Below are 17393 nucleotides of genomic sequence, written 5' to 3' on the forward strand. Positions count from 1 at the left end.
TTAAAATGAAATAATTGGTATATTAGTTAAAATTAAATGGAATCGAGGAAGCGTATTATGGAGAAAATTCATTATTCTATTGTAGATGTGTTTTCAGAAGGAAAATATACAGGAAATCCACTAGCGGTTTTTAAAAATGCTGGAAAAATCTCCGATAGTGAAATGCAACAAATAGCCAAGGAAACTAATTATTCCGAAACTACTTTTATCTTGTCCGATTCAAAAAACGACGGTGGTTATGATGTTCGAATTTTTACACCAAATGAGGAGGTTCCTTTTGCTGGTCATCCTACTTTAGGAACTGCTTATATTATTCAAAACGAAGTATTAAAAGGGCCAGTAGAAAACCTTATTTTGAATTTTAAAGGTGGACAAATACCAGTTTCATTTAATAATCAAGAAGATGTTTTATGGATGAAACATAATGAACCTACTTTTGGTAAAATTTTAGATTCTAATAATATTTCTGATGTGTTAAACATTGATAAAGTAAATATAGATGATAGATTTCCTATTCAAGAAGTTTCAACTGGACTTCCAGTAATTATTGTACCTTTAAAATCTTTAGAGGCAGTTAAAGAGGTAACAATAAATAAAGAAAAATACTTTGAATTAATTAAACATATGGAAGCAAAAGCAATAATGGTTTTTTGTCCTGAAGTATACAATTCGGAAAATGATTTAAATGTTCGAGACTTTGCAGATTATTATGGTATTCCTGAAGATGCAGCTACTGGCAGTGCTAATGGATGTTTAGCTTCATATTTAGTTAAATATAAATATTTAAAGAAAAGTAAAATTTATATTCGTGTAGAACAAGGATATGAAATTGAAAGGCCTTCCTTATTGTTTTTAAAAGCATATGATGATGATGGGAAAATCAATGTTTATGTAGGAGGTAAAGTAGTAAAAATTGCTCAAGGTGAATGGTTTCTTTAATACCTTGCTTGTTCAATAAAATGGCGCTTTATAAAAAATAAATCTCAACTGATCTATGAAAGAAAGAAATAAGTTGAGATTTTTATGTATTGAGAAATCCTTAACATTGTATACGTTCTCCTGACACAAAGGCGAATCCAGCACAATACATTACTAAGAATGATCCTTACTTCTTTATACAACATGGTTCTGCTGATCAAAACGTGCCAACTCAACAATCTATTGATTTCTCAGAAAAATTGACGAACGTTTTAGGTAAAGAAAAAGTCAAGCTATCCATTTTAGAAGGTGCTGTTCATGGTGGAGAGCAATTTAATTCTAAAAAAAATCTTGATGATGTATTAAGATTTTTAGATGGTGTTTTAAAATAAACATAACTATAATAAAAATTATGCTCATTTCATCTTATAGGATAGATTTTTCTATCCTGATTTTTAGTTTTCATCATACATAAAAATTGGAAAACATAAGCAATAGCATATTCAGAGTTATTCTTAGGATGAAGAACCTAATATACAATCAGAATGATATTCTGGTGTGATGTTAAAAGATTCTTTTGATTCTTTTCTTTTTTGGCTTTGCTGAGATTGCGAAGAATTACACTTAACCTATCGAGGGATTACTTTAATAACGATATTCAACAATCAGGCGCTTTTCCGATATAAGGAAAGCGTCTTTCTTCATGAAAAGGGCCAGATTGTTGAAAAATAATGAACAGTAGAAACACTAATTTAAGATTGTTTTGATTAGTTCTACTTAAGCTAATTGTTGCTTGGGAATATTATTTTACCAAAGTCAAATTGAAGTGTTAGGTGGATAGCATTTTATTAATCATTAAAAAACATTATATCTCACTAGATGCTATTCGAAATTTTTAACTCTATTTATCAAAATAAGCAAGCATGCGTTGAATTAGTATATTATTTTGATTCCGATCATAAATGGCGCCAAATGATAAGGAAAAGTTAAAGGGACAACCGATTAACGGAATCGCTTTTATTCGGCCACTCTCAATATATGGATCATCTTCAATCATCATTTTGGATACAATACTAACCCCCAGTCCAGCTGCTACTGATTTTTTAATTACTTCCGGATTATAGGATTGAAAAATAATGTTGATCTTCCCAACTTTCTCTTCGAATCCTCTCATCAACTTACTATAAAAATGTTCTCCATATAAAATAAACGATTCATCTAGTACATCTTTCAATTGAATCTCCGAGTGTATGGCTTGAACTGATTTTGCTGGTACAAGAAGATGAAATTGGCTTTCTATATTTAATGGATGATAAGTTAGATGATTTTCGAGTGGTTTTGATTCGGGGGTTAATGTGATAAAGCCAACATCTGCTTTTTTTTGCTCGATTGCTTTTAACACTTGATTGTTTTCCATTTCTGAAATCTCGTAATGGACAAGTGGAAAATCATTTTTGAAATTTGCCAATGCCTCTGGCAACAGCGTCATAAAAATGCCTGGAATGGTAGCAATCTTTACTTTCCCTGAGAAAGTTGCCGTTTTGGATTGAATCTCCATTTTGAGTTCATTTGATTTTCGCAAAATTTCCATTAATTTAGGAATAATCCAAAGTCCATCTTCTGTCGGAATTGTTCCATTTCGGGTACGTTTAAACAACTGAACACCTAGTTCTGTTTCAATCATGGCAATGGACTGGCTAATCGCCGATTGAGTGACATGCACTTTTTGTGATGCAATGGACATCGATTTATTTTCGACAATCGCTTTAATATACTCTAGCTGTTCAAAATTCATTTCTTCCCCCTATTAGTATTGCTAATATAAAATATCATTTAAGTTAATTATACATTAAATTAACTTAACTTTATAATAAATATGGTTGCATTAATAAAATAATTATAGAAAGTGTGGAGACTGAATTGGGTCGACCAAAAATTTGGACAAAAAATTTTTTGTATCTTTGCGGTAGTAATTTTTTAATCGGTTTGATGTTTTATATGCTGGCAACAGTATTTCCTTTATATGTGCAATCAGGAATGAACGGCAATCAGCAACAAATGGGTTTAGTAATAACGGTATATGTGATAGGTAGCGTACTTGCGCGTATCTTTTCGGGTTTATGGGTTGACCGTTTTGGTAATAAGAAAATAAGCATCATTGGATTTGCTATATTTTTTATTGCTACGGTATCCTATTTTGGTGTAATCAATGGGATTCTATTATTTCTAGTCGTACGATTTATCCACGGTATGAGCTATGCGGTTGCTTCAACAGCGACAAACACTGCTGTCGTTTCTGTCTTACCCCGTTCTCGTCAAGGTGAGGGGATTGGATATTTTAGCATGTTTCTCAGTTTAGCCATGGTTGTTGGACCCTCATTGGGGTTGCTCTTATGGAAGAGTGAAAACATTTATTTACTCCTAAGTGTGGTTTCTATTCTCTCTGCTATTGCATTTCTTTTAGTATGGCGTGTTCAACTGCCAAAAACAGAAAAAACTGTCATTCCGGATAAGAAAAAACTAAAATGGAGCGATATTATAGAAATCAAAGCATTGCCGATTTCTCTAGTATCCTTTTTCTTATTTTTCTCATATAGTTCATTGTCAGGTTTTTTAGCATCGTATACGAATGAAATTCATCAATCTTCTGCAACGGGACTATTCTTTATTGTCTATGCCTTAATGATTGTTTTGTTCCGCCCAGTAGTTGCTAAATTATTTGATAGCTTTAATGAACATTATTTATTTTATCCATCCATCATCGTTTTTACAATCGGGATGTTTTTGTTAAGTCAGGCTCATTCAGTAATGACTATTTTAATAGCAGGCATCCTTATGGGGCTTAGCTACGGAATTTTGTTTCCTTGCTTCCAAGGGCTTGCAATCAAACAATCACCTGCTGTCAGAAGCGGTGCTGCTACGGCTACTTTCTTTTTACTAAATGATCTTGGATATGGTTTAGGCTCTTATTTCATGGGCTTCACTGCATCCATCAGTAGTTATCGAATGATGTATGTATTTGCGGCTGTTATTTCACTAGTCACAGTAGTGATTTATTTCTTTTTACATCACATTCCAGAGAAAAAAAATCAATCGGTTCCAACGAAAATTTAAAACAATTGTATCTCGCAATTGAAATATATTCATATAGTTAATAAATGAAAAAATTTCTAATGGATACAATACTCGAAAAAGTTATTTTTTATCAAGACTAATAAAGTAAGAGGATTCTTTCTATAATAATAATCTTCCACAATCGGGCGCAATTCTTGAAAAAGAATTGTGTTTTTTTAATTATAAGACTAGGCTGTAAAGTTAATGTTCGTTTTACTTCATATTTGTACCATCGTTTTGATATGATTTTTTAAGGGTAGAAAACATACAAAGCAGGAGTGATGCAAAATGAAAAAAATAATGCTATTAATGGTAGCTATGACATTTGTTGCTGCTTTGTTAGCAGGATGTACATCAAGCAGCTCAGAGGAACGAAATTCGTCAAAAAATGAATCGATAATTACATCAAATGAACCTTCTTCAGCAGTAAACCAACCTTTTAATGTTGGAAATAGAAAAGGCAGTATCAATATGTCTAGCATTAAGACCAAGTATATTGATGTTGCCTATGGTAAACAATCTAAATCACAAAAGATGGATATATATTTGCCAAATGAAGGTAACGGGCCATTTCCGGTAATTGTTGCTGTTCATGGCGGTGGATTTTCGAAAGGTGATAAGAGAGAAAAAGGCATTGCTTCTATGCTGGAAGGTGTGAATCGTGGATATGCTGTTGTTTCGATTAATTACAGACTTTCGGGAGAGGCCAAATTCCCAGCAGCAATTAGTGATGTGAAAGCAGCTGTTCGATATATTAAGGCAAATGCTAAAAAATATAACTTGGATCCTAACAAAATTGCAATGTGGGGAAATAGTGCAGGTGGAAATTTAGTAGCCTTAGCCGGAACAAGTGGAGATGACAGTTCGCTAAATGGTGACAACACGGAAAACTTAAAATATTCTTCAAAAATACAGGCTGTTGTTGATTGGTTTGGCCCCATCGATTTTCTAAAATTGGATGAACAATTTGCAAAATCAGAAGTCACCCCCAAAATGGGCAAGAGAAGTACAGATACTTCAATTGAAAGTAAATATATTGGTGGCAATATAGCAGAAAACGTTAAACAAACAGAAAAGGCGAATCCTTCAAATTACATTACTAAAAATGATCCTTACTTTTTTATACAACATGGTTCTGCTGATCGAATCGTACCAACTCAACAATCGATTGATTTTTCGGAAAAATTGACGAACGTTTTAGGTAAAGAAAAAGTCAAGCTATCCATTTTAAAAGGTGCGGATCATGGTGGAAAGCAATTTAATTCTAAAGAAAATCTTGATAATGTATTTAGATTTTTAGATAGTGTTTTAAAATAAACATAAATAAATTTTTAAAAAATGCTCTTTTCACATTACAGGATAGATTTTTCTATCCTGTTTTTATTTTTATCTTACATAAAAATTGAAAGACATAAGGAGCATAGACAGGGTTAATTCATCGGAAGAAGAACTTAATATAAAATTTACAAAGAACTACTTCATTATTTAAATCGTTAAAGTAATATAAAATTAAGTGTATTATTATCCATAAAAGTATATTTGTTACATTTGTATAAATTAACAATTAAACATTGTCTAACAATTTTAAGGAGGAAAAACTATGCAAGTACCTGCAAAGGTGCTACGAATGCGTATTTCTGCTTTATCTCTTGTGATTTCTGGAATATTATTTGCACTTTATCCAATGATTCGTCCTTTTTCAGACGAAACATCCTTGCAGGGTGGTACAGCTTTTGCATCTACCAATTGGTTAGTGGCGCATATACTAGCCATTTTCGCGTTTACTTTACTACCATTAGGTATACTTGGATTACACAATTTTTTACAAGGGAGAGTTGTAAACTCTCTTACTTATTGGGCAATGGTACTGTGCTTGACAGGGATTGGTCTAACCTTGCCATTCTATGGAGGAGAAACGTTCGGTTTACATGCAATTGGACAGGAGGCTGTAAGACAACAGGCAGTCAATCTTGTTAGTATAGCAACCGTTGTCCGTTCTGGCCCAGGTCTTGTTATTTTCTTAACGGGACTCCTTTTACTTGCAATTGCTGCAATCCTACTTGCCATTGCAATTTGGCGTTGCGGAGGCTATACGAAATGGAGTGGTATTCCTTTTGCTATTGGGATGGGGTTGTATATTCCTCAATTCATCAGTGATCAGCCATATAGGGTAGCGCATGGAATCCTAGTTGCTATAGGTTGTATATGGTTAGGAATAGTATTGTGGAGAAAAAGAATAGAGTCATAATGTTACGATTACTTCCTAATAAATAGATAATACATTTCAAAAATGCTCAGGGCAATTTTGAAATGGGAAAGAACATTACATATCCGTCATATAAAATATGTAATGTCCTTTAATACATATTTCTGTTTAAGAAAAAATTATGGCTTTTAAATATTTTTCATTAAAATCCAACTCTAATCCTAATTTACGCAGCAAATGAATCTGCTTTTTCATTTTCTTTCACAACGAATGGTTTAGTCGCTAAACTTACAACAATCGCTACAACAAAGTTAATCAGTACTGCAATCATTCCAGTGCTTATGTCATTAATGACATGTGGAATATTCGGGATAAAATCAATTAGTTTATGGGATGTAATTGCGCCATATAAAACGACGATGACACCTGCGAAAATGCCAGCCATTGCACCAAATTTATTCAACATTCGGTTTTTGTAGAAGCTGAATATTAATGCTGGTACAAGTTGTGTGATTAAGCTATATGACATGATATTTAAGATGGCAAGTGCATCTCCACCTGTTACAGTGAAAATAAACGCTGCAATAATGATTAGAAAAACAAAAACTTTTGAAGCGAGTAATTGTTGACGATCTGTAGACTTTGGTGAAACAAGCCTATAAAATCCTGTCATTAAACCAATGGAAGCAGACATTAACATAACGGAAGCTGGTACTAATGCCGTTAGTAAACCAGCAGCGCCAACAACTCCAACTATCCACGGATCGAATGTTTGAATTGTTAATCGAAGTAATGATAAATCGCCATCTGCACCTTTCAAACCTGGAATTTCAATGATGGCAGCAAATCCGATGAAAAACGCAAATAACAGCAAAAGCGTATACAAAGGGAGTGTAATTGCATTTTTCTTTAATGCTCTAGCACTCTTAGCAGAAAGTACGACTGAAAACGAGTTTGGTAGTAAGTAGAAGCCAAATGCATTTAAAACAATGGTGGAAATAAACCAAGAGATACTCAAACCTGATGGCTGAAGTGTTAAGCTTTCAGGTTTTACTTTCTCCACTGCTTCAAAGAGAGGTTGTACACCGCCAAAGTAGTGGAAAGGAATATAAATACCTAAGAAAATTATGACCATTAAAATCATGACATCTTTTAAAACAGCCGTCCAAGCAGAACCATGGATTCCTGAAATGGTGACATAAATGGTAATAATAATAGCACCAATTGTACTGGCAAGAATAGGGCTTATTCCGCCGTATGATGCTTCTGATACAATAATACCTAATCCTTTTAATTGGATTACAATATAAGGAATTAATGCTATAGCACCCAAAAATGAAACGATTAATCCTAGAATCGGACTTCTATAAATGGAGGCAAAATATTCTGGTTGAGAAATAATGCTGTTATTTTTGGCATATGTCCAGATTTTAGGTGCAATCCAATAAGATAAAACGTAGGCTAAACAAATATATGCAGGAACATAGAAGGCTGCAGCACCATTCGTATAGGCCCAACCACTACCACCTAGAAACGTAAATGTTGTATACACTTCACCTGCGATTAATAAGAAGACAAACAATGTCCCGAATCCCTTATTTCCAACAGCGAATTCATCAACGTTCATCTTCTTACCATGTGTTGCACGAATACCAAGGAAAAGAGCAATGGCCGCAAATGCAAAGATAATGACTAAGGCAATATTCATGCTTCATCGCCTCCTTGGTTTTCAGGATCAAGTTTATACAAAATGTATAATAGTAGTGATGATAAAATCATCCATAAAACAATCCAGAATAATAGAAAAGGTACACCAAAGACATAAGGCTCTATTCGATTAGCGAAGGGCAAACAGAGGCACATACCAATAAACGGTATGATTAATAATAATTTAATATTTTTCATAAGATTCCCCCAACTCGTATGATTTTCAAATCTTAAACAGTATAAATTTCCTTTCTTCGTTGGCGATCCTTGTAAGTAGTAGCAGCACCACTTTTACGATTTTCATAGAGGTCTTCTAAAGAAAGCTTTGCTGTTACTACAGCCGTAGATGCACTTTTTGCTTCTGCAATGACACCAGTTGATGACCAAGGTAAATCCGCGGGTCCAATAACAGCAGTTGTACCAAAACCATTATGGATAGGCCCTTCAATCTTCCCAATTGAAGGACAGTGAACAACATATAGTTGGTTCTCAATACTACGTGCATGAGCACAATGGCGAACTCTCCAAAAGCCATGTTCAGAAAACGTATAAGATGGACAAAAAATGAGATCCGCCCCTTTTTGGCTATAAATATGCGCAATTTCAGGGATTTCCATTTCATAGCAAATGGCTACTCCAAATTTTACAGGGCCAATATCAAATATTTCTAAACAATCACCTTCAAGGGTATCCCATGCTGATTCAGCAGGGAAAATATGTGTTTTTCGATGTTTTACAACGTTGCCTTTTCCATCAAAGATAAAGCAAGTATTATAATTGCCTTCAGGCGTTGGTTCAAGCGTAGAACCAGCTAATATGATTTGATTTCTTTGCTTTGAAAGATCGTTAAAGAACTGGATATACTCTTCAAAGTATTCGGTAAGTCTACCATTTTCTTTTTCAGTTAAATTTTCATAGTCGTCAAATGTTGTTAGTAAAGAAATCGTAAATAACTCTGGAAATAAAACATAATCACTCGTAAGTGGGACATCTTCAAAGCATTCTAAAACCAGGTTCTTAAAGTCTGGAAATTGATTTACTTTTTGTAACGCAAATTGGCATGATGATATTTGGATTGACATATAACTCCTCCCTCAACAATTAGCTATTTGTTTTTGAACGCTCAAATAATACTTCTCCATCAATCATTGTTAATTCCACTTGAATATCTTTTAACTTATCTGTTGGTGTTTTCAAAATACTGCGATCAAGAACAATGACATCTGCTAGTTTCCCTGCAATTAAACTTCCTTTAATATCTTCCTCGAAACTTGCATAGGCTCCATTATAGGTGTACATGCGAATTGCCTCTAGCACATCAATTTTTTGCCTTTCACCAAATGATGTTCCATTTGCTGTGCGACGATTGATTGCTTCATGTATGCCGACAAATGGATTGAAAGTGGTAACGGGTGAATCGGAACCAGCCGCTGCCAAAATTTGTTGGTCGATGAAATCACGTGCGGGATACATATACTCCGTACGTTCACCATAATTCGTTAAATAGCTTTCACCAAACTCATATGGGAACGGTGGATTAGGGATTGGAATCATATTTAACTCTTTCATTCGTTTTTGTAAATCAGGACTCGAAATACCAGCATGCTCGATACGGTGACGATGGTTGTCACGAGGATGCTCTTGTAAAGCACGTTCTACCACATTTAGATACATTTCGATTGCTTTGTCGCCTTGTGCATGCACCGTAATTTGATAGCCTAATTGATGGGCAAGTCCTAGAACTTCGTAAATTTCATCTTCTGAATAATAAAGAATGCCACGGTCTTCTGGATTGCTTGTATATCCATCGCGCGTGGCAATTGTTGGCCCAGTGCTAGAGCCATCTGTAAATAATTTAGCTGGTCCTACTTTAAAGAATTCATTGCCAGTACCAGTTACTACACCTGATTCCATCATATTTAAAGTGAATTGTTTACAATCATTTAAGCTTCCGATGATTGCATAAACACGAATTCGCAAATCGCCATTTTGTGAGGCTAGTTGAAGTGAACGATAATTATCTTGCCCAAAAGTACCCGCTTCGTGAACGCTTGTTATGCCAACTTCTAAGAAATCCTTTTGAGCAATTTGAATGGCTTCGTAGATCTCTGCATTTGTATAGTTGCTAATCTCATTCATTTGCATATTAGCATTTTCGACTAAACGACCTGTCAGTTTTCCATGAATTTTTTCTATGATGCCACCTTTTGGATTGGGCGTTGTCTCATCAATATTCGCTAAATCTAGCGCCATAGAATTTACAACACTAATATGTCCGCAAGTGCGTGTTATTGAAATAGGGTGATGGGTAGAAATTGCATCTAATTCTGCAAGAGTAGGATATCGTCTTTCTTTGACTGTATTTTCATTGAAACCCCAGGCGCGAATCCACCCACCCTTAGGTGTAGTTTTAGCTTTTTCTTTAAGCGCAGCCAAAATTGCATCAATCGAATCCATTCCAGGATCTTTACAGCTGATATTGAGTTGGAACGCACCATACATAACAAGATGTAAATGAGCATCAATAATACCCGGAAGTAGTGATTTTCCATCTAGATCGATCACTTGAGTTGAATCATCAATCAAATGGTTGATTTCATCATTTGAACCAACTGCTAGAATTTTATTATCAGCTATTGCAATCGCCTCTTGGATGGAATCCTGTGCATCAACCGTAATCACTTCGCCATTCAAAAATACAATGTTTGCTTTCATAAATAGCCTCCTCTTAATAATTGATTACTCTTAAAAACTTAGCCTATTAATATAGGTTAACATTAGTAGATTATGTATGGAATTGACAAAAGGTAAAACGTTTCTTAGTGTTTTTTTGACAAACTGTTAAAATGGTAATTTTCAAGAATTAAGCAAAGTCTTGGCATAGTCTGTTTTTTTATGCATATACATTAAGGATTAAAGATATTTTGATGGACTCTCAAAGATTTTGTATATGGTAAATGATTAAAAGATTGGGGTGCCAATTATGACTAACCAAAATAGTGATAAAGCAAAACGTTTTTTTGAATATTTATTAGCACTTTCAACATTGAACGGAAATAAAGTTCAATCAAAAAATCATTATGAAAAATCTATATCTTGGAAAGGATTACAAGAAACAGATGGATGTAAAAAGGGAAATAATAACGCAATGCTGTTAGAGATGAAAAAGCCGAAAATTGATCGATCTTATATTTTAACGAAAAGTCCATACCCAGAGTTAGATAGATGGATTGATTCCGATATGAAAAAGGAGATTTTCACTCCTACGTATAAGAATATCCTGAAAATAAACGAAAAAATCTTTCAACTGGATGGGCCAATTCAGATTAATAGACAGCAATTAACTGAATGGAAAAGATGGATTGATATTAAGAAGAAAGTATTGCAAGCAAACAATTTCTATGATGAATTACTCCAAATTTGCAACATGCAAAAACAGGAGAGTGAAGAAATAGAAGTGGTACTCTCTAAAGGAATACTAAAATGGCCAAGTAAGAATAATGAACAACCAAAGGAATTACCGCTATTTACAGCGAAAGTAAATGTGTCTGTTCATCCAGAAACTGGCGTGATTACCATAACAGATGAAACAGAGCAATTAAAATTTGAAACAAATATACTGGTTGGAAAAAATAGTTCAAATCGAGATAAAATCCATCCGTATATTGAAAAGTTAGAAAAATTAACAATTACAGATGATCTATCAAATGAATTCAAATATTTAGCTAAATTAATCGATCCGAAATGTCAGTTTATTGATAGTCCTCAACAAACATACGACATGAACGCACCTGTCATTTTAAATCAGTCATTACTAATTGTTCGTAGAATCGGTGCAAGTATTTTGAATGAGGAATTACAGGATATCATTCATGACATTGACCAAAATCGTATTGAACTACCAACAACTATTCAGACCATATTGGGAGAACCCCCTAACAATCAAACTAAACCAAACACCATTTTACAATCCGCATATCAGACATATCTTCCATATGATTTAGATGAGCAGCAAAAAGATATTATTCAACAACTCCAATATTATGATGGAGTTACAGTTCAAGCTAATCCAGGAATCAAAAAGAGTCACGCAATCGCCAATTTAATCACAAATTACTTGGCAGAAGGCAAAAAAATCCTCATCACATCAAAAGAAAATCTAGCAGTTGAAGATTTAAAAAATAGTTTGCCAGAGGAAATTCGTGATTTATGTGCACCTGTTGTAACAGATGAATACAATTCACCGAACGAAATGGAGCAGTCTATAAGTGTGATTGGAGAAAAACTTGCTCAACTAGATGTTCAAAAAGTACAAGAAAATATTTTACGAAATCAACAATTGTACCACCTGAGTAAACAAAAAGAAGAGTTATATAAAAATAGCCTTCAGAAGTCTGCAAAAACAGAAGGTACACCGATCGTGTATAGAAATCAAGAGTTATTCAAATCGGATGTTGCAAAGCGCTTAGCAGAATCTACTGTCGATTATCATTGGATTAAAGATGAGCTGCCACTCGTGATGAAATTCCCATTAAGTGATGTAGAATGGGCTGACTTTTGCAGCTTACAGAATGGGTTCAAACCGGAAGATTCTTTATTAATTAATACCAATTTACCATCCCTACAGGAAGATATCTTAAGTGAATCTACTTTTAAATCTTTGATTGAAGAGGAACAGCAATACATTGATGAAATTGATGTGCAATATGTATTACCAATCGAATTATCTTCATCAATAAAATCAACACTCCTTATAATGAGATCGCTAGTAGAAGATATCATAAAAAGCCATCCTGTGCTGGAAGATAAAAGCTACTCCAAGTTGATCTATGCATTACTTACAGAAGACAGTCGCAAAGAGCGTTTTGTACAACTGATTGATGAATTGAAACAATTTAATGAAAAAGCCATCCCTTTATATCATGAAGTAGTGGATCATAAGTTTTCATTGCCTAAAAAGTTATACAGTGAGATTCAAAATGATTTATGGACAGCTAGAGAACGTATACTATCTGGTAAAAAGCCAAATCAATTTTTCTTTATAGGAAAAGGAAAAAATACAAAGTATCTATTTCAAACAGGCGTTTTGAACGGTCATGCATTACGAAGTATTGAAGATGTGACACTTATTGAAAAGCATCTTGAATATCTAAAATTAATAACGAAACTATCGAGAATATTTAATCAAAATATGAGCGAGATTGGTGTTCCAGAAATCGATATCACCCATCCGCAATTCCCGCTCATCATGGAAGAAAGACTGAACATTTTAACCCAAATTATCAACATCACAAATCTTGAAATTGAATTAGCAGTGAAATTACAATCCATCGATCTATTACCAGGGAATATTTTTAATTTAACATTTTACGAAAACTTGAAAAAAGAAATAAACCACTCATTAAAATATATTAAATACGCAAATTGGCAAGAAGAGTACCAAGAAGAATTAGATATGCTCGTACATCTTGCAAATAGCGAAAATGTGCACGGTATTGCAAAGCGTTTCCTACAAGCTTTGAAAGAAAGGGATGTTCTTGGCTGGTTAGCGTCAATAAAAGAACTGAAGAAATTGCAAAAAACTGCGCCAAACATAAAGAAATGGCAACAATATGCGAATCGATTAAGTGAAAAACTTCCACATACAGTTGAACATTTGACCAACCAATTCGGTATTGCAAAGCTTGACAAAAACCATCATATGGAAGCCTTTGTTCTGAAGAAAATGGAAACCTGGTTACAAGAAGAGGTTGAAATTGATTACAATACTTTAAATAAGCAACTTCAACAAGAGCGTAAAATTCAAGAAAAATTACGATATCAAATCATCTCGGATGCCATCTGGTCTTCTCAGATAATTCGCTTAACAGAAGATGAAAAAAATGCCCTATCTGAATGGAAAACCAATTCAAAGAAAAAGGAAAAAAGTATATGGAAAAACACATCTAAGTTAGAAGAAAATATAAAAGAATCTTTGAAAAAAGCCCAATCTGCTATTCCTGTTTGGGTTACGCCGATTGATCAAATTCATCAACAAGTTCCAAATTTAACGAAAAAATTCGATCTCATTATTATAGAAGGTGGAAATGAAAACGACGTATTTGCAATCAAAACATTTGTTAAAGCCCAAAAAGTTCTGGTTGTGGGAGATAGCAGCAAGCATAGCTTACCGGAAAGTGTGTTGAATGTGAATGCAAAGAAAATAGAAGAGTTGCAAAATCATTTCATCCAAGAGATACCAAAGAAATCATTATACACTGGGGAAAAATCTCTTTATGAAATAGCAGAGCAGCACTTCCCTAAAATAGTACTAGGGGATTCCTTCATATATTCAATAAAATCTTATAAGAACACAATCGGAAGACAATCTATACTTGCACCAGAAAATCTAGAGCAACTTTGCCCATCATTATTTGAAGTAGATGTTCTAAAAGCAATCGCTTCAAGAGGATATCAAGTAATTCCTCAAGTAAAAGTTGGCTCCTACACATTCGCCCTAATCGTAGAAGGATTAAATAACCGTTTAGCAATCGAATGTGACGCTAAAAAATGGCAAGGCATCAAGGCATATCAAGAAACGTCTAAAAAACGAGAAGCCCTCGAAAAATCAGGTTGGAATTTCTGGCATATCAATAGCAAGGAATTCTATGAAAATCAAGACAAAGCCTTAGAAACACTATGGCCTACGCTAAAACAATTAGGCATATTCCCAAATGAGGCAGAAGAAAATAAAAAACTCATCCATGACTTCAGCTTAAATGCCAAAACCAAACAAAAACCAAGCATCCAGTTTCACATCCAACAAAAGAAAGTACCGAATAAAAACGTTCAGGAAAATAAATTGGATTGATAGGGATTTAGTTTAATTGGATGGAGAATTGTAATTGATCAAAAATCTTGTGAGTTTGTAAATCATGCTAATCCGACTTTCAAAAATAGTAAGAAAAAAAGTAGCCTAACAAAAAATGTTTAGGCTACTTTTTCTTTTCAAAAATCTCTTTAGTATTGATCATGATGTCGCAGTCCTAGCTCTTATCTTATCGCCCTTTAGGTACCAAATCAAGAAATTGATAGGTGATGTTTAACATGTCAATACCACGAGCGTAGGTTGAATACGTGTGATATATGTTTCCATTAACATCTTTATAGAAAACACTTACGCCTTCTCTGTCTTGACTCATAGGATCTTGGTATTTATAGTTGTAAAACGCCTTCTTACTTGCTACTTCTTCTTTTGTGAAAGTTGCTTGAAAATCATAATTAAAATCTGAGTGTGGGGAAGAATACCAAGGGAATATCCAGCCCATTCATTTTTTATACGCTTCTAATTTTTCTATAGGAGCACAGGAAATACAAACGAATGAGACATCGCGGTGAGATAAATGAGGAATCATCCCACTATAATGATCTGCCCAAAAAGAACAATGTTTACAACCTTGCTCCCAGTTTGGATCGAACATAAAATGGTACACAATTAACTGACTCTTTCCAAAAAATAAATCGGCCAAAGTGAGTTCACCATTCTGTCCCTCAAATGTATACGATTTATTTATTTTTTCCCAAGGTAAATTCTGCCTCTGCTTTGTCAATTAATCCCGGAACTTTGTGAATTTTTTTTCTTTAACCAACAGTTCATCCCGTGCTTCAATCCATTGATTCCTAGGTAAAACTCTATGCTTTTCCATAACATCACCTCGTGTATATAAAAACCTAAATTATTTTAACCTTTTTCAGGAAATGATATACTTTTTGAAAAAGTTACATAAGAGGGTGAGTATAGAGATGAACGGTATTTTATGTTTAGGAGAGGCGCTCATTGATTTTATTCCTATGGATGCAGATCAAACAACTTATCAAAAGGCCCCAGGTGGTGCACCAGCTAATGTTGCAGTTGGGATTGCAAAACTTGGGGGAGATGTTAGTTTTCTTGGAAAAGTTGGAGATGATATACTTGGCCGATTTTTGAAAGAAACACTAACAAATTACGGAGTGAAAACAAACGCGATGATGTTAACGGATGAAGCAAGGACAGGCTTGACGTTTGTAACGCTTGATGCTTCATTTGAAAGAGATTTTAGCTTTTATATCAATCCGAGTGCTGATCGATTTTTGACAGAAGAAGAAGTTACAAATCATGCAGATTTGTTTAAGGTAAATAAAATTTTACATATTGGTTCCATTTCGCAAATCAGTGAACCATCGAAAACAGCAACGTTTGAGGCTATTAAACAAGCAAAAAATGCAGGGATGTTGATTTCCTATGATCCGAATTATCGAGAAATGCTTTGGAAATCAAAAGAACAGGCAAAAATGACAATGCTTGAGACGTTATCTAATGTCGATATTCTAAAAGTTTCCGAAGAAGAGTTATTCCTTCTTACAGGATGTAATTCTATTGAAAAAGGGATGGCTGCATTGCCTGAGTTACCTCTAATTTTAGTGACATTAGGTGACAAAGGATGTATGTATCGATTTAATGGAAAAATCGGGCTTGTACCAACCAAGAAGTTCGAAGTAGTAGATACTACTGGAGCAGGTGATGCCTTTGTTTCAGGCATTCTTTATTCCATTTGCGAATGGAGGAAGCCACTTGAAGAGCTTACAGCTAAAAAATTAATCGAAATGATTCGCTTTGCCAATGTATCAGGTGGAATAGCAACAACAAAAAAAGGCGCTATGACAGGATTACCAGTATTAGAAGAAGTAAAATGGTACCTTCACGAAAATGATAGGAAGTAATATTTTATTGCAGAAGGGAATAATGTAAAAAGGAGAGTGTTAGAAGAAGGGTTTTTAAGGAGTTTAAAACTCACAAAAAAAGATGGATTCAGATTAAAGAATCTGTCCATCAACAATAATTTGACCAGTGGTATGATCATATTCAACTTCTGCCATTGCACCTAGGTTCATACCTTCTGGTAATTCACGTGTTTCTACAACATGTGATTCATTTAGAATAGCTAAGTATTGACCGTTTACTAAAACAATTTTCGTCATTTTCCTTCATCTCCTTTATTCTAATAATATATGTTCCCGATTTTTAAAATATGAAACAAACGTCTAAAAACTTACTATTAATTCTTAAAAAAAGGTAATACTTTGTTTTTTAATACTTTATCATAATTTTTAGAAAAGGTCAAATTTTCAGACATTTGAAATATAAAGTTTTTATTAATAAATTGTGAATCTTTTTAAGAAGAAATCCCCTTCTAAATCTGAGGTGATTTAGTAGGGGACTTCTTCATAAGTTATTGTACCAAATATTCCTCTTTTAATTCAGAAATATCCACTTCAGAGCGTTCTTCGAGTGAATGTCTCAAATGTACTGTTGCTGTCCGTTCATTGAGTAGCTTGTCAATCCAGACAGAAACGCCATTATAACTGACTTCATATTCCTTTGGAGAGGCAACAATTTCTTGTGCTCGGTTGTATTCCAATTTTACTCCTC

The 17393-nt window shown here is 34.1% G+C and carries 14 protein-coding genes and 1 pseudogene; 7 read left to right on the forward strand and 8 right to left on the reverse strand.

Annotated elements, in window-relative coordinates; translation table 11 throughout:
- Nucleotides 1–57: 57 nt before the first annotated feature.
- Complete coding sequence (locus tag ACWV26_RS07430) at nucleotides 58–939, forward strand: PhzF family phenazine biosynthesis protein (RefSeq protein WP_455897710.1); 882 nt, start codon at nucleotides 58–60, stop codon at nucleotides 937–939.
- Between the two features lie 110 nt (nucleotides 940–1049).
- Nucleotides 1050–1310 carry a prolyl oligopeptidase family serine peptidase gene (locus tag ACWV26_RS07435; RefSeq protein WP_455898202.1) on the forward strand — a complete coding sequence of 87 codons (261 nt, stop codon included), beginning with the start codon at nucleotides 1050–1052 and terminating at the stop codon, nucleotides 1308–1310.
- Between the two features lie 509 nt (nucleotides 1311–1819).
- Here the strand turns inward: ACWV26_RS07435 and ACWV26_RS07440 are convergent.
- Complete coding sequence (locus ACWV26_RS07440; RefSeq protein ID WP_455897711.1) at nucleotides 1820–2713, reverse strand: LysR family transcriptional regulator; 894 nt, start codon at nucleotides 2711–2713, stop codon at nucleotides 1820–1822.
- A gap of 125 nt (nucleotides 2714–2838) precedes the next feature.
- On the opposite strand from ACWV26_RS07440, the gene ACWV26_RS07445 reads away from it, so the two are divergent.
- The 3 genes from ACWV26_RS07445 to ACWV26_RS07455 all read left to right on the forward strand — a co-directional run bounded on the left by ACWV26_RS07445 (nucleotide 2839) and on the right by ACWV26_RS07455 (nucleotide 6280).
- Complete coding sequence (locus tag ACWV26_RS07445) at nucleotides 2839–4032, forward strand: MFS transporter (RefSeq protein ID WP_455897712.1); 1194 nt, start codon at nucleotides 2839–2841, stop codon at nucleotides 4030–4032.
- A 288-nt stretch (nucleotides 4033–4320) separates the two neighbouring features.
- Nucleotides 4321–5349, forward strand: a complete 1029-nt coding sequence (locus ACWV26_RS07450; protein WP_455897713.1) for an alpha/beta hydrolase fold domain-containing protein — start codon at nucleotides 4321–4323, stop codon at nucleotides 5347–5349.
- Nucleotides 5350–5632: 283 nt separating this feature from the next.
- Nucleotides 5633–6280: a hypothetical protein gene (locus tag ACWV26_RS07455; RefSeq protein ID WP_455897714.1), complete on the forward strand. Its 648-nt coding sequence runs from the start codon at nucleotides 5633–5635 to the stop codon at nucleotides 6278–6280.
- 184 nt (nucleotides 6281–6464) lie between these two features.
- Here ACWV26_RS07455 and ACWV26_RS07460 read toward each other — a convergent pair whose 3' ends face one another.
- From ACWV26_RS07460 to ACWV26_RS07475, 4 genes are read right to left on the reverse strand one after another with little or no spacing between them, the layout of a single operon-like run.
- Complete coding sequence (locus ACWV26_RS07460) at nucleotides 6465–7946, reverse strand: sodium:solute symporter family protein (RefSeq protein WP_455897715.1); 1482 nt, start codon at nucleotides 7944–7946, stop codon at nucleotides 6465–6467.
- Entirely contained in the window at nucleotides 7943–8143 is a 201-nt protein-coding gene (locus tag ACWV26_RS07465; RefSeq protein ID WP_455897716.1) for a DUF3311 domain-containing protein, read from the reverse strand. The genes ACWV26_RS07460 and ACWV26_RS07465 overlap by 4 nt, the downstream gene beginning before the upstream one ends.
- Nucleotides 8144–8175: 32 nt before the next feature.
- Entirely contained in the window at nucleotides 8176–9027 is an 852-nt protein-coding gene (locus tag ACWV26_RS07470) for a nitrilase-related carbon-nitrogen hydrolase (RefSeq protein WP_455897717.1), read from the reverse strand.
- Between the two features lie 19 nt (nucleotides 9028–9046).
- A complete protein-coding gene (locus ACWV26_RS07475; RefSeq protein ID WP_455897718.1) occupies nucleotides 9047–10660 on the reverse strand; it encodes an amidohydrolase in 1614 nt (537 codons plus the stop codon).
- A gap of 268 nt (nucleotides 10661–10928) precedes the next feature.
- On the opposite strand from ACWV26_RS07475, the gene ACWV26_RS07480 reads away from it, so the two are divergent.
- A complete protein-coding gene (locus ACWV26_RS07480) occupies nucleotides 10929–14795 on the forward strand; it encodes a hypothetical protein (RefSeq protein ID WP_455897719.1) in 3867 nt (1288 codons plus the stop codon).
- A gap of 187 nt (nucleotides 14796–14982) precedes the next feature.
- Here ACWV26_RS07480 and ACWV26_RS07485 read toward each other — a convergent pair.
- Nucleotides 14983–15534: pseudogene (locus tag ACWV26_RS07485) on the reverse strand (DUF899 domain-containing protein).
- Nucleotides 15535–15727: 193 nt separating this feature from the next.
- On the opposite strand from ACWV26_RS07485, the gene ACWV26_RS07490 reads away from it, so the two are divergent.
- Nucleotides 15728–16684 (forward strand): aminoimidazole riboside kinase, encoded by a 957-nt coding sequence (locus ACWV26_RS07490; RefSeq protein WP_455897720.1) that lies wholly within the window; start codon nucleotides 15728–15730, stop codon nucleotides 16682–16684.
- 93 nt (nucleotides 16685–16777) lie between these two features.
- Here ACWV26_RS07490 and ACWV26_RS07495 read toward each other — a convergent pair whose 3' ends face one another.
- Both ACWV26_RS07495 and ACWV26_RS07500 read right to left on the reverse strand, forming a co-directional pair.
- Nucleotides 16778–16942, reverse strand: coding sequence for a hypothetical protein (locus tag ACWV26_RS07495; protein ID WP_455897721.1), 165 nt, complete (start codon nucleotides 16940–16942; stop codon nucleotides 16778–16780).
- Nucleotides 16943–17193: 251 nt separating this feature from the next.
- On the reverse strand, nucleotides 17194–17382 hold the full coding sequence (locus tag ACWV26_RS07500; protein ID WP_455897722.1) for a small, acid-soluble spore protein, H family: 189 nt from the start codon (nucleotides 17380–17382) through the stop codon (nucleotides 17194–17196).
- Between the last annotated feature and the right edge of the window lie 11 nt (nucleotides 17383–17393).

Source organism: Rummeliibacillus sp. JY-2-4R (genome assembly GCF_053847205.1).

What these genes read in the sequence shown, in the direction of transcription:
- ACWV26_RS07430 (WP_455897710.1), top strand. Translation starts at nt 58, where the DNA reads ATGGAGAAAATTCATTATTCTATTGTAGATGTGTTTTCAGAAGGAAAA.
- ACWV26_RS07440 (WP_455897711.1), bottom strand. Translation starts at nt 2,713, where the DNA reads ATGAATTTTGAACAGCTAGAGTATATTAAAGCGATTGTCGAAAATAAA.
- ACWV26_RS07450 (WP_455897713.1), top strand. Translation starts at nt 4,321, where the DNA reads ATGAAAAAAATAATGCTATTAATGGTAGCTATGACATTTGTTGCTGCT.
- ACWV26_RS07455 (WP_455897714.1), top strand. Translation starts at nt 5,633, where the DNA reads ATGCAAGTACCTGCAAAGGTGCTACGAATGCGTATTTCTGCTTTATCT.
- ACWV26_RS07460 (WP_455897715.1), bottom strand. Translation starts at nt 7,946, where the DNA reads ATGAATATTGCCTTAGTCATTATCTTTGCATTTGCGGCCATTGCTCTT.
- ACWV26_RS07465 (WP_455897716.1), bottom strand. Translation starts at nt 8,143, where the DNA reads ATGAAAAATATTAAATTATTATTAATCATACCGTTTATTGGTATGTGC.
- ACWV26_RS07470 (WP_455897717.1), bottom strand. Translation starts at nt 9,027, where the DNA reads ATGTCAATCCAAATATCATCATGCCAATTTGCGTTACAAAAAGTAAAT.
- ACWV26_RS07475 (WP_455897718.1), bottom strand. Translation starts at nt 10,660, where the DNA reads ATGAAAGCAAACATTGTATTTTTGAATGGCGAAGTGATTACGGTTGAT.
- ACWV26_RS07480 (WP_455897719.1), top strand. Translation starts at nt 10,929, where the DNA reads ATGACTAACCAAAATAGTGATAAAGCAAAACGTTTTTTTGAATATTTA.
- ACWV26_RS07490 (WP_455897720.1), top strand. Translation starts at nt 15,728, where the DNA reads ATGAACGGTATTTTATGTTTAGGAGAGGCGCTCATTGATTTTATTCCT.
- ACWV26_RS07495 (WP_455897721.1), bottom strand. Translation starts at nt 16,942, where the DNA reads ATGACGAAAATTGTTTTAGTAAACGGTCAATACTTAGCTATTCTAAAT.